Below are 13,968 nucleotides of genomic sequence, written 5' to 3'. Positions count from 1 at the left end.
GACGCATTCAGCGCACCGCCATCACACCGCTGTCCTGCTTCGCGCCATCCGTTGATGGTGTGTCTGTCTGACAGCCTTCGCTCGGGATCTCTCCATGAACGACCAGAACGCTCACCTCGCCCCCGATGTGGCCGCCCTGCTCGAACGCCGCCAGGAGGTCTGGCTGGCGCTGGCGCCTCTCTGGGAGGAGCGTGACCCCCGCGAGGCGGAGTATCAGCACATGGCCGAAGTGGTCGAGGCACACGGCCTGAGCTTCCGGGAACTCGAAACGCTGTATCGACTCGAAATGGCCCCGGTGCTGGTGCGTGAGCAGGTCAGCATGGCCCCGAGCTACAAGGAGCGCGACGAGAACCGTCTGCTGTCGCGCCTGCTGCAGCATACGCATCAGCTCACTCGCGGGAAGCGCCTCTTCTGGCTGCTGTTCTCCGGCCTGGCGACCATGCCCAGCCGTCACCGTTACGGCAACCTGCTCGAAGTGCTCCATCTGCGCGGCAACACGCCGGAATGAAGCGATCCGACACCGCATGAAGCAGAACGCCCCGTGGCGGTCCGGCCACGGGGCGTTCTGCTCGATACCTGTCGCGATTTGACGCTGAACTGCCCCTCGCCTCAGGGGCGCTTGCGCAGGGGAGCTTTCAGGACGCCGTCCTTGTAGCGTCGTTGCCAGTCCGTAAGACTCGACAGCCCTCGGCTGTCGCTGATGCGCTCTCCCCCCTCCAGCCGCTTGCTCATCCACAACGCGTTGCCATTGAAGCTGTAGATCGGCAGGAGATCGGTGCGCTCACTGGCCGGCAGGATGGAGCTGTTGAGGTTGTCCAGCACATCAGGCATCGACATGCCCGCGCCCTGATAGGTGACGACCATGTGGAACTGGTTGAGCCTCAATGCCTTGACATAGTGCAGCCGCAAGGAACTCTCCGGCACGCCCAGCTGACGCAATGTCAGATACTTGGCCATGGCGAAATCATCGCAGTCCCCTGCGCCGGCCCCCAGGAACTCAAGCGGGGTCGCCCAGTAATCCTCCTTCCCCCAGACGCGCATGTCATCGGTGAAATGCATCCGGTTGAAGAAATCATTGACCTCACTGAGCTGACGCCTGGCCGGCTGCCCGTCGAGATCCACGAGCAGCTGCTCCCATTGCTGGACTCTCGCCCACCCCGGTTGACCATAGACCTCGATGAAACGTTGTGCCTGCGTATCGCGGGCCAGTACGGAACCGACCGTGAACAGCATCAATACCCAGGCGATCAGCCAGCTGAAGCAGCGCCTCTGCCACATGGCGACCAGCCCCTGGCTGTCTATCAGGGCTTCCTCGCCATGACATCGACGGCCGGTGCCACATAGCCCTGATAGCCGTCGGCGCCAAGGGACATCACGCGCGCCTGGTCCTGTTCGGATTCGACCCGTGTCACGATCACCAGAGACTCGACCTGATGCGCCGTCATGCACAGGCTTTGCAACAGCTCGGTGTCCACATCGTCACGCTTGAAGAACGCCTGATCGATCTTGACGTAGTCCGGACGCAGCGCCTCCAGATAACTGAGCTCCTTCAGCTCACGTGCAAAGCGGTCAATGCCTCCACGCGCGCCCAGCCGGCGTGCACGCCGGAACAGCAGCTTGACGCGCTCCAGGTGGCGAAGCGTGATGCTTTCCGACACTTCTATATCCAGACGCTTGCAGAGACGCGGATGGACTCCCAACCAGCTGATGAGTCCCGAGAAGCTCGCCTCATCATCCAGCGTCTCCTCGGTGAGGTTGAGCGCCAGACGTGGAGCCTCGATGCCATCGACATGGGCAGCCAGCCACTCCAGCGCATGCAGGTCGAAGCGTGCTCCCAGACGGAAATGGCGCACGACCGGCAGGAAATCGCCGGCTCGGTGCAGCTGGTCCCCTTCACGCAGACGCGCGAACAGCTCCCGGTGCAGCTCACTGCCATCATTGAACAGCACGGGCTGCGCCACGAAATCGAGCCCATCAGGGCGCTCCAGCGACTGCTCGATGACGTCTCGCCATTCGCCGCGTGGACGCGCCTGATCCCCTTCCTCGGCAAGCGCGACGCTGCTGCCATGCTCGATGGCCTGCAGCAAGGTCGTGTCCGCCACCGTGAACAACTGGGTGCGGGTCATGCCCGGCTCTCGCCTTGCCGCCCCGATGACACAACCGATCGGGCGGCTGTTCGCCATGGGATTGGCATCCAGCAGTCGATCGATATCTTCGGTGATGCCCTTCAAGAAGGCCTGCAGCGCGGACTCATCGGCTTCTGGCAACAGCAAGCCGAAGTCATGATTGGCCAATCGCCCTGCCACGATGGGCTCCCCGGCCAGCTCACGCTGCTCAAGCCGCTGGGCGATGGCGCGCAGCAGTGCATCGCGTCCCTTGTAGCCCTGCTCCTGATAGACGACTTCAAGCTGCGCGACCCGCAACAGTGCGAAGCTGCCTCCCAGAGGCTCACTCAGCCATTCATCCACTGCACGATTGAGGTAACCACGGTTGCCAAGCCCCGAGACAGCGTCCTGTTCTGCCTGGCGCTGCAGGCGCGCCAACTGCGCCGCCTGAGCCTCGAACTGGGTATGCAGACGCTGCCCGAGTCGATTGACCGCCGACGTGATCCCACGCAGCTCCTTGACACTGGTTTCCTCCAGAGGCGCGTCGAAACGCTGTGTCTCCATCTCGTTGAGACGTGCGGAGAGGCGGTCCAGAGGGCGCAGCAGGCGACGCATGACCAGCGAGGCCACCAGCAGGGTCAACAAGCCCCCCAACAGCAACCAGAGTCCGAGCCGTTTGGCGAGCTTCCAGAGGTCATCGTGACCCTGGGCCGGCTCTCCCGTCAGCGAGATCGTCCCCAGAGAGGCCCACCCACCCGGCAATTCACGGCTAACCGTTTCTACCGGCATGGGAATCATCTGCTGAAACCACTCGGGTGCCTGGCTTTCTCGTGTAATGTCAAACGCGATGGGGGCCGGGAGCGCGACGCTTTCCAGCTGGATATCCCGGACATATCCACCATCCAGGGTGGCGCGAATCAGGGTTTCCGCGCTGGCAACATCGCCAAGCTCGACATGCGGCACCAGTGCAAGACTCAGGCTCTGGGCGAGATTCGAGAGCTCGACACGCTGTCGTTCGGCCAGTGAATCACGGGTATTGTTGACCTGAATGAAGAAGATACCGAAGGAAAACACCAACAGCACCAACAACATCAAGGTAAACAGGCGGCGCGAAAGACTCATCTGATTTCCTCATCAGCCGTCAGTATGACCACGGCACCACTTCCTGGTGGTGCCGTGAGCGACTCAACCCTGTCGGGTCGGTACGGCAACGTTCATTGAATCCAGCAATGCACCTGTCGCGGACAACAAGCGATAGTTGGCCGTTTCCAGGTCAAAACGTGCACGAATCAGATTCTGCTGCGAAGTGAACAGCTCACTTTCGCTGTCCAGCAGATCCAGCAGCGTCCTGCGGCCGATATCGAACTGCTTGCGATAACTTTCGCGCGTATCCGTCGCGGCACGCACATAGCTTTCCAGATAATCAATCTGACGCTTGAGGTTCTCGCGTGCATTCCAGGCCAGTCGGATCTCGTCACGCACATCGCGCATCACGCGATCATTGTCATGCTCGACGGTTTCCAGTGCTGCCTGGCGTCCGCGAATCTCGGCCTGATCCCGCCCACCGCGATACAGGTTGTAGCGCATGACCAGTTCGACGCTCCAGTCATCGGAGCTGCTCTCGTCCTGATCATAATCGTCCGTCAGCGTGCGATTGCCTTCGATGCTGAATTCCGGGTAGTTGTCACCCTTCTCAGCGTTCACCTCATGACGAGCCGCATCAATGGACACCCGTGCCGCTGCCAGCAGGGGGTTGCGCTGATTGGCCTGGACATAGGCACTCTCCACATCGGCACTGATCAGATCGGTATCGAGGCTGGGGAGGTTCAGATCCGTGGGCAGCTCACCGACCAGACGCAGATACGCCGAGCGGGAATCCTCGAGGTTGTTCCGGGCGGACAGCACGCTGGCCTCGGCATTGGCCAGGCGGCCATCCACCTGACGCACGTCACTGCGTGCGCCGAGACCGGACTCTGCACGACGCCCGATATCACTGGAAATACGACGGTGCGCATCGAGATTAGCCTGCGCATATTTGAGAATCAGCTCATCACGCATGACATCCAGATAGGCCCCGGCCGTATCCAACGCGACATCATTGGCTTCGGCGGCCGTCTGCAGGCGCTGATAGTCGGCTTCGGTCTCTGCCTGACGGATGCGCTCGATCGTGGTGTCACCGTCCCAGAGCAGCTGGCGAATGGTGAGATCCAACCGACGATAATCGTGCCAGTCATCCTCGTCATTGACCCCATCATCCTCGGAGTCGAACTTGCCATAGCCCAGTCGTCCGGTCAGATCGACCGTCGGGCGATAGGCCCCACGCTGGACTTCCGCTTCTTCCAGACGCTGGATATGACGGGTCACCTGCAAGCGGGTACGCGGATTTTCCATCACTGCCTTGGAAACGGCTTCTTCCAATGACTGCGCAGAGGCGGAGAAACTGGAACTCATCCCCGCCATCACGCTCAATGCCAAGAGTGTCTTTTTCATTATGGGTTGCCCTTGAATACTTCATGTCCATGATCAACGTTCACGCAAGGCACCTTGCCTGGCGCGCAGAATCGGCTTCATCAGGTACTGCAGGATGGTCTGCTCACCGGTGATGACATCCACGCTGGCCTGCATGCCCGGGATGATCGTGAGCGGGTCTGAGTCACTTCCAAGGTGGTTCTGCTCCGTGAGCACCTTGATTTCATAAAAGCTGTTGCCTTCTTCATCCTGAACGGTGTCGGCACTGATCTGCTCCACCTCGCCTTCGAGCCCTCCATAGATGGTGAAGTCGTAGGCGGACAGCTTGACCACGGCAGGCTGGCCAATACGCAGGAAGCCGATGTCCTTGGGTGCCACCCGGGCCTGGACCAGCAGCTGATCTTCGATGGGAACGATTTCCATCAGATCTTCGCCAGGCTCGATGACCCCGCCTATGGTATTGATATTCAAGGTCTTGATGGCCCCCTGAACGGGAGACGTCACCAAAGTACGGTCAAGACGGTCCTGAAGACTGGTACGCCCCTCACGCAATCGCCCGAGATCCGCCTGAGTCTTGGCCAGCTCATCTGCTGCACGCGAGCGAAATTCCTGGGCAACACCGACACGATTCGAGATGGCCTCATCCAGCTCCGACTGCTTGCCAGGCACTGCCAGTCGCGCCGACTCCAGATCCCCCCGCAGATCATTCACCTCACGCTGGATCTTGAGCAGATCGACTTGCGATACCACGCCTTCACGTACCAGCGGTGCTGTCATGTTGAGCTCACGACGTGACAGCTGGTAGCTGCGCTCCAGGCTATTGATGCGTGACTTCAGCTCTCTCAGCTCCTGCTCCTTCTGCAGAATCTGCTCACGAGAGCCATTCAAGCCACTGTTCAACTGGTTGAGGTGGGTGCGATAGGCGGTCATCGCACGCGCGACAAGTGCAGGACTGCGAGTCTTGAACTCCTCATCGAATGGCAGGGGGACGCGGGTCATGACGACCTGGTCCTTCCAGTCATCGGCAGAGGCGTCCACCGCGATGGAATCCAGCTCGGTGTCGTACAGGATGATGGTGGCCTGCAGGCCATCCAGGGTCGAGACACGCTCGCGCAGGTCGGAACCGGCGCTGGTGTCATCAATGCGCAGCAAGGGCTCTCCGGGCGACACGATCTGCCCTTCCTTGATGTAGATCTCGCGCACGATCCCCCCTTCCAGATTCTGCACGACCTGGAGGTGGGTGGAGGGCACCACCTTGCCGGAACCTCGCGTCACGACCTCCAGGCTCGCCTGGCTGGCCCAGATGACGAACACCACGATGAAGGCCAGCACCATCCAGATCAGGATGCGTGACTTCCAGGGGGTCGCCAGCAGAACGGCTGAGCTGACGTCATCCAGGTGGTGAAGATCGCGCTGTTCAATCGGTGCCTTAGCCACGTTGAGCCTCCTGCTTGCGCCCGGACACACGCCCTTCATTCAAGGCATTCAATACCTTGTCCTTGGGACCGTCAGCGACGATACGCCCACCTTCCATCACGATGACGCGGTCTACCACTTCCAGCATGCTGCTCTTGTGCGTCACCAGCACCATGGTCTGGGTACGCGGCAATGACTTGAGCATACGCCTCAGACGCAGCTCGGCACGATTGTCCATGTGCGAACCGGGCTCATCGAGCAACAGCAGCGGCGGTCGCATCAGAAGCGCCCGAGCCATCAAGACCGTCTGACGTTGGCCACTGGACAGCATCCGTCCCCCTTCCCCGACCTGGCGATCAAGTCCCTCCGGGTGATGGCGAGTGAACTCGGTCACGCCGGCAGCATCGGCCGCAAGTTCAATCTGGGTGTCACTGGCATGCGGCTGCCCCAGGGTAATGTTGTCGCGGATAGAGCCGAAGAACAGCGCACTGTCCTGACCGGCATGCCCGATATGACGCCGGACATCGGCGGGATGGATCTGGTTGAGGTCAAGACCATCGACTCGCACGCTGCCGGCGGTAGCGCGATAGAGTCCGCAGATCAGGCGCTGCAGGGTGCTCTTGCCGGCACCGATACGGCCGATGATGGCCACTCGCTCGCCTGGCTCGATGGTCAACGAGATATCGGTCACCGCCGGCGGCGTGTTGGGCGCATAGGCGAAGCCGACACGATCGAACTCGATCCGCATCTGCAGTGTCTCGCGATGCACGTACCGACGATCTTCTGCCTCTTCAGGCAACGCCATGATCTGCTCAAGCGCACTCATGGCACTGCGCGTCTGCCCGATACGGGTAATCAGCAGCGCCAGTTGCCCCAAGGGCTGAAGCGCACGCCCGGAAAGCATGACCGCGGCAATCAACCCACCCACCGAGAGTCGTGCATCCGCGATCAGATAGACCCCGAACACGACCAGTGCCACCGTGGTGGCCTGCGTCAATGACATGCTCAGCGAGCTGACGGATGTCGTCAGATTGCGGCTCTTCACCCCCCAATGAGCGATCTGACCCACCGCACGCTCATAGCGGCGCTGGGTCTCTCCCTGAGCATTGGCCAGCTTGAGGCTCTCGAGCCCCGAGACCGCTTCCACGAGACGCGCATTGCGCTCGGTCGCCAGCCGCGAGCCCTTCTCGATGCTGTTGCGCAGCGGTCTCTGTATCGCCAGGCTGTAGATCAGCAGGATGACGAGAGCTATCAGGGGCACAAGTACCAGGGGCCCGGCGACGATCCAGATGATGGCGAGAAACAGCAGCGCAAACGGCAGGTCGACGAGCGTGGTCAACGTCGCTGACGTGAAGAACTCGCGAATGGAATCGAATTCCTGGAGATGCTTCACATAGCCGCCCACGGAGCCGGGGCGCGACTCCATGCGCAGATTCATGGTCTTGGCAAACAGCTTGGAAGTCAGCAGCACCTCGGACTTCTTGCCGGCGGTATCCATGAAATAGGCACGCGTCTGCCGCATCACGAAATCGAATACCATGATGATCGCCATGCCCGTCGCCATGACCCACAAGGTGTTGAACGCCAGATTGGGCACCACCTTGTCATAGGCATTCATCACGAACAGTGGCGATGCCACGGCAAACAGATTGATCAGGACAGAGGCCAGAATCACGTCACGATAGATAGGCGTCGAGAGCTTCAGCGTCGACCAGAACCAGTGGCCATCGCTCTGTTCCAGCGTTTCCGGGGCGCGCTCATCGAAACGGTGTTCCTGCTTCAGGTAGACCACTCGTCCATCATGGCGTGCCGTCAGCGTTTCCAGTTCGATCCATGCATCGCCTTCCGCTTCCGGTTGATGGATTCGCGCCTTTTCTGTCTTGGCATCCACTTCCAGCAGCACGACAGCGCGCCCTTCATTCAACATCAGAATGCAGGGCATCAACAGATCGCTGATCGCGGTGATCTGTTGATTGACCAGTTTGGCGCTCAGATTGGCACGCGCGGCTGCACGGCTGACAAGCGCCAGAGGCAAACGCCCGTCCTCCATCGGCAGCCCGTCCGTTAGCACGGCGGCTGACCGGGGATTGCCGTGGTAACGCGCCATGAACACCAGCGCATTCAGCAGAGGGTCGCCCTCTCTTTCGCCGACCGGCTCTGGTCTCAATGGCGTGGGTTGATCGCTCAACCTGTCCTCCTTAGTGGGGCACTTCGCAGACATTCATTCGGTGAAGTCTAATGCAATAAAAGGGAGATGGCCTAAGCCATCTCCCTTATCTTTTGCATCAACCGTCAACGTTGGTCTTGAGGCTATTGCTATCCAGCAGCGACTGGATGATCTGGGCATCGGAATCACCGCCCGATGTCAGATCCACATCCTGCAGAGTGATCTCCTGGGTGACATTGCTGCCAGCAGAGCCGTCCACACTGATCTCGATGGTGGTACCGCCGTCCCCATCTGACTCGAAGTGCAGGAAGCTCGAGAGCGCATCGGCGTCCCCATTGGACTGAAGGAGATCCGACAGATCGATGACGTCGCCATCCGCCACACTGAAGTCGGTGATGGTATCCGTCGCCATGCCGCCTTCGCTGTTGACGTCATCACCACTCATCCACTGGAAGGTGTCTACACCACCGCCACCGGTGAGGATGTCGTTGCCGGAGCCACCCACCAGAAGATCATCGCCCTCGCCACCGGACAGGATATCGTTGCCGGTACCACCTCTCAGCGTATCGTTGCCGCTACCGCCTTCCAGACGATCGCTGCCCACACCGCCACTCAAGATGTCATCGCCGCCCTGGCCGATCAGATAATCGGCATAGAAAGGCCCGTCACCATCACCTGTCAAAGTATCGTTACCGGAAGTCCCGATCACGACAGCCAACTTGTCGACATCAATGCTGACGCTGGAAGTGTTGGTATCCCCGTCGTTGTCGACCGTGACGTAATCGAAGCTGTCCGTGGAACGCTCACTGACATTGTCCGGCGGCGTATAGGAGAAATCACCGGTCCCCAGATTGAACAGCATGCTGCCGCCCAGATCCGTCGAGATGGTCAACTCCAGGCTGTCTGCATCGTAGCTGCTGTTGTCAGTGCCAGTGGCAGAAACAGCATTGGTATCCGGATCATAGCTGTAGGTCGTGCCATCCACAGTGACCGACTGCAGATAACCGCCATCTGCTCCCAACAGACTGCCATCCACGGAACTGCCTGATACCAGCTGACCACTGACGGGTGATTGGACCGTGGCAGCGAGCGTATCATCGAGATCCTCGAAGCTGGTCACGACTGTACTATCGATATCTTCATCCGCTGAACCATCGTAGGCAATCGGATCAAGATTGGCTTCTGTGACATTGCTACCCAAGCCGATGGAATAAGACTTGACACCATTTTCCACCAAAAAGTCAGTCCAGATACCCTCTTCTGTGTTGCTGATGCCAGTATCAGAGGAGTCCTGAACTGGGACCACCACCCGCTGACCATTGATAGTCGTGGTGTATTGAACGGTATCGAAGTCCAAAGAGTTGTCCAGCGCATTGGAATCACCATCAGCACCATATGGCGTACCATCCGAGAAGAAATAAGAGATGCTTTGCGCATCTTCCAATGCCCCGTCCAAAGCATAATTGTCCATCGCTTCTGCAAGCGCGGCATCGTAGTTGGTAACCCCTCCCGCTATCAGGCCATCCAGAACATCTTCGACCTCGGCGACTGTCAGCCAAGCACCGTAGGAGTCTGCCGTCGTGGAGAAGGTCACCAGATTGATACGTACATCCCCGAAATCGTCATAGGACTCAATCAACGTTTTGATCGCGCTGATAGCACTGTCCAGTCGAGATTCACCATCAATGCCATCTCTCGTCACCATGGAGCCAGAGACATCCAGCACGATAGTGAGATTCGTGTCCACCAGCGTCGAGGAGAAGCTCTGTGCTTCCTGCTGCTCGGGGGCATCATCCTCGATGCCGATGGTCAGCGTGCCGGTGGAGCTTGCGCCTTCGCTATCCGTTGCGAGCACACCGAAGTCCAGAGACAGGACATCTTCCCCATCACCCGAGTGATCAACCGCCTGACTCAGAGTGAAGGTATAGGCGCCGCTGTCATCGATGGTCACCGTCGCGACTTCATTGCCCTCGGCATCGGTTGCCACCATTGACTGGGTGCCGCTGCCGGACCAGGTCACCGCACTGCCACCGGAGGTGATGGCCGTGGCGGGCGCTGTCAGCACCAGCGAGACACTGTCACTGTCGACATCCGTGACCGAAACCGTACCGGTGACGATGGTGGCATCGGTAGTATCCGTGAAGCCATCAGCCGCATCACTGTCGGCGATACCGCCTTCGAGCCCTTCTTCGCTGACGCGGCCTTCAGTCGCAGTCACCATCGGAGCGTCATTCGTCCCCTGAATGGTAATGGTGACATCCTGGGTAGCTGTCGCTCCCGCCGTATCCGTGACAGTGACGGTGTAGGTCAGGACCAGTGACTCGCCTGCAGACAGGTAATCGAAGCTTTCCCCGGCAGCACTGCTGTCGAAGGTCCAGTTGAGCGTCCCTTCAGTGTTCTCGTCATCGATGATGGCGCCGGTGTCCACCCCCAGCAGCGCAAGCAGATCATCGTTGTCCAGCGCGCCAGTATCACCATTGCTGGAGACACTGGTCACGCTTGGCGTCACGCTATTGCTGAGATCCACATCCGTCACCGACAGCGTACCGCTGGTGCTCAGGGCGGAGTCCGTTTCCGTCAGACTGGCGGAGGCGCTATCACCACTGTTGACGCTGATCGCCGGGCCGTCGTTGCGACCATTGATGGTGATCGTCAGAGTGGTGCTGGAGGTATCACCGTCAGCATCCTTGATCACGTAGGTATAGACATCCGTGACCGACTCACCCGCCGCGAGGAACTGCAGATCTTCGCGTGCTGACTGGTAGCTGTAGGAGCCATCCGCTTCAAGCGTCAGCTCGCCATGAGCACCAGTGATCACCGCCGCCGCGCCATCGCTCACCGCGACGGTTTCTGATCCGGAAGTGACGGCGGTGACGGTGACCGCATCGGCCCCCAGGGTGTCCGCCGTCGCAGATGAGCCGTCCACCACATTGCCGGTAACGGCAGCACTACGATTCTCGTTCATGCTGCGGGTATCAGCATTAGCTATCGGCGCGGTGTCCAGAACGGTGACATCCAGACTGGATGTGGTGCTCTGACCGGCAAGATCCGTCACCACGACAGCGAAGTCGTCAACGACACTGTCATCGCCACCGGAATGATCAGCCGCAGTGCCATCTTCCACATAGCTGTAGGAGACCACCCCGGTGTCGGCATCATAGCCAGTGACGGTCAGCGTCCCTTCGCCATCTGGATTGGAGATCACTACCGGTGAGGTGTTGGCATCCGTGATATCCACACCAGCGATCGTCACTGCCGCAATACCTGCCGCAGCTTTCACGGTAAAGGTATCGGTGACCGTACTTCCTGTCGCTTCGGTGACGGACTGATCTTCCAGTGAATTGATGACCGGCAGTGCATCATCAGTACCGGTGATCACGATATCCACTGTCGTGGTGGAACCATCGCTGAGCGTGACGGTGTACTGCTCGACAATCTCGTCTTCAGACGTCAGCCCCTGAACAGCAGCTGTGTCGTTGTCGAGCGTATAGGTCCAGCTACCGTCAGCATTGACAGTGAAGCTGCCGTAGTCACTGCTGTCATCGGTCGCGGCCACGAATGTCGGCGCAACACTATCGACATCGGTCGCGGTCAGCGTACCCGACGCTTGTGTCACACCATCTTCGACAACAGCGCCATCATCTGTACTGATGACAACCGGGTCATCGACCGCCGTGACATCCTGGAAGCTGAGAATGGCTTCATCAATTTCGGTGCCATCCGTGATCACATAGGTGGTATCAGGCACCGGACCGTTGTAGTTCTCACCGGGCGTGAAGGTGAAGGTACCGTCAGTATTGATCAGCAGTGTGCCGACTTCGCCAAGATCCGCCGTCTCGCCCGGGTCGTAGGTATCGCCGTCAACAGTGAAGCTGACGACGCTCAACTCATCACCATCGGCATCAACATCGTTGCTCAGGACGTTGCCGCTGACCGGAGTATCTTCCTCGACCAGAATCGGGCCATCGTCATAGGCCACCGGCTTGTCGTTCAAGCCCTGGACATTGATGGTGATGACAGCGGTATCCGAATCCCCATCCGCATCAAGAATGGTGTACTCGAACTCCTCCTTGACCAGATCACCCGCTCCCAATGCCTGGGCACGTACATCGTCCAAGTCATAACTGAAGCTGCCATCGGTATTGAGGGTCAGGCTGCCATAGCTGCCATCGACGGTAACACTACCCCCGTTGTCTGCCAGCAAGATGCCGTCCAGTTTCGTGATGGTCACGGCATCGGCACCAAGCTCATCCTGCCCGCCACCTACGACGCTGGAGATCACATTGGTGCTGATCACCGGCTCACCATCAGGGGAAGTATCGTCCTCACGAATGGTGTAGGTGTCATCATTGGCAACCGGCGCGGTATCCAGAACCGTGACGTCGAGGCTGTCGGTAGCTGTTGCGCCGGTAACATCCGTCACCACCACGGTGAAGCTATCGACAACGCTGTCATCGCCGCCAGAGTGATCAGCGGCAGTACCATCTTCCACATAGCGGTAAGAGACGGTGCCCGTGTCGGCATCGTAGCCAGTGACGGTCAACGTACCTTCATCACCATCCGAGCCAGGAATCGCGACCGGATTGGCTGCAGTCGCGCCGGTGATATCGGTGCCGTTGATGGTGACGGTAGCGATGCCAGTATCAGCCTGGACATTGAAGGTATCGGTGACGGTCGCACCCTCACCCTCGATGACTGACTGATCTTCCAACGAGTCGATGGTCGGCTCACCATCATCAGCACCGGTAATAATGATATCGACGGTAGTGCTGGTGCCATCCGACAGGCTCACGATGTATTGCTCGGTGACGGTCTGTCCTTCAATCAGGCCTTGTACGTCTGCACTGTCGTTATCAAGCGTGTAGGTCCAGCTGCCGTCGGCGGCGACCTCGAAGCTGCCGTAGACACTGCTGTCATCGGTGGCGGCGACGAAGGTCGGAGCGATGCCGTCCACGTCGGTAGCCGTCAGCGCACCAGTGGCACTCAGTACGTCGTCCTCACTCACGGCACCAGTGTCTGCGGTAAGTACCGGCAGATCGTCAGACCCCGTGATGTTGATGGTCAGCGTGGTGGTAGACGTATCACCATCACTGTCCTCCAGGACATAAGTGAAGACATCTTCCGCCTGCACACCATCAGCCAGCGACTGCGTCTTGGTGGTATCCAATACGTAGGTATAGCTGCCGTCACTATTGAGTGTCAGCGTGCCATAGTCGCCGGTGACGGTCGCACTGCCGCCGTCGGCAATCCCTTTATCGTCCAGTTTGCAGACCATGAACGGCGTATCGGCGCCCAGCGTATCGGCGGTGTCATTGATACCGTCAATCACGTTGCCTGTCAGTTCATCCGTCGCATCTTCCTCGATGGTGCGTTCATCAGGGTTGGCAACCGGCGCGGTATCCAGAATCTTGACGTCAAGGCTGTCGCTCGTGCTCTGTCCTGCCAAGTCAGTGACGACCACGGCGAAGTTGTCGAACACGCTATTGTCACCAGCCGTGTGATCCGCAGCCGTGCCATCCTCCACATAGGTGTAGGACACAGTGCCGGAATCGTAGCCCGTGATAGTCAGCGTCCCTTCGTCATCAGTCGCGCCCGGAATCACGATGGGGCTATCCACTGACGCCGAAGTGATATCCGTGCCATTGATGGTGACGCTGGCGATGCCGGCATCCGCCTCGACATGGAAGGTGTCAGTGACAGTGGCACCCGTGGCCTCGGTCACTTCCTTGTCTGCCAACGTGATGATGGGGACTGCGTCGGTCGAGCCGTCGACGGTGATGGTCAGCGTGGTGCTGGAGGCATCGCCATCGG

Annotated in this window: 7 protein-coding genes; 1 reads left to right on the top strand and 6 read right to left on the bottom strand. The window is 59.4% G+C overall.

The window, feature by feature from the left end:
- Positions 1-94: 94 nt before the first annotated feature.
- On the top strand, positions 95-508 hold the full coding sequence (locus tag QD228_RS02640; RefSeq protein WP_077378265.1) for a hypothetical protein: 414 nt from the start codon (positions 95-97) through the stop codon (positions 506-508).
- Positions 509-609: 101 nt separating this feature from the next.
- Here the strand turns inward: QD228_RS02640 and QD228_RS02635 are convergent, their stop codons facing one another.
- The 6 genes from QD228_RS02635 to QD228_RS02610 all read right to left on the bottom strand — a co-directional run.
- Entirely contained in the window at positions 610-1,278 is a 669-nt protein-coding gene (locus tag QD228_RS02635; protein ID WP_077378262.1) for a transglutaminase-like cysteine peptidase, read from the bottom strand.
- Between the two features lie 23 nt (positions 1,279-1,301).
- The gene (locus QD228_RS02630) at positions 1,302-3,227 is read right to left on the bottom strand and encodes an EAL domain-containing protein (RefSeq protein ID WP_279874325.1); all 1,926 of its coding nucleotides are present in this window, start codon (positions 3,225-3,227) and stop codon (positions 1,302-1,304) included.
- 63 nt (positions 3,228-3,290) lie between these two features.
- Entirely contained in the window at positions 3,291-4,595 is a 1,305-nt protein-coding gene (locus QD228_RS02625; protein WP_077378256.1) for a TolC family outer membrane protein, read from the bottom strand.
- A 33-nt stretch (positions 4,596-4,628) separates the two neighbouring features.
- On the bottom strand, positions 4,629-6,011 hold the full coding sequence (locus tag QD228_RS02620) for an HlyD family type I secretion periplasmic adaptor subunit (RefSeq protein ID WP_084207911.1): 1,383 nt from the start codon (positions 6,009-6,011) through the stop codon (positions 4,629-4,631).
- Complete coding sequence (locus tag QD228_RS02615) at positions 6,004-8,178, bottom strand: type I secretion system permease/ATPase (protein ID WP_240704257.1); 2,175 nt, start codon at positions 8,176-8,178, stop codon at positions 6,004-6,006. The genes QD228_RS02620 and QD228_RS02615 overlap by 8 nt, the downstream gene beginning before the upstream one ends.
- Positions 8,179-8,275: 97 nt before the next feature.
- Positions 8,276-13,968 (bottom strand): VCBS domain-containing protein (locus QD228_RS02610; protein ID WP_279874324.1); only part of this gene is annotated, 5,693 nt, incomplete at its 5' end.

This window comes from Cobetia sp. 3AK (assembly GCF_029846335.1).
Taxonomy (GTDB): Bacteria; Pseudomonadota; Gammaproteobacteria; order Pseudomonadales; family Halomonadaceae; genus Cobetia; species Cobetia marina.
The sequence above is the reverse complement of the archived record's forward strand: the minus strand, read 5'-3'. Positions and strand labels throughout refer to the sequence as shown.

What these genes read in the sequence shown, in the direction of transcription:
- QD228_RS02640 (WP_077378265.1), top strand. Translation starts at nt 95, where the DNA reads ATGAACGACCAGAACGCTCACCTCGCCCCCGATGTGGCCGCCCTGCTC.
- QD228_RS02635 (WP_077378262.1), bottom strand. Translation starts at nt 1,278, where the DNA reads ATGTGGCAGAGGCGCTGCTTCAGCTGGCTGATCGCCTGGGTATTGATG.
- QD228_RS02630 (WP_279874325.1), bottom strand. Translation starts at nt 3,227, where the DNA reads ATGAGTCTTTCGCGCCGCCTGTTTACCTTGATGTTGTTGGTGCTGTTG.
- QD228_RS02625 (WP_077378256.1), bottom strand. Translation starts at nt 4,595, where the DNA reads ATGAAAAAGACACTCTTGGCATTGAGCGTGATGGCGGGGATGAGTTCC.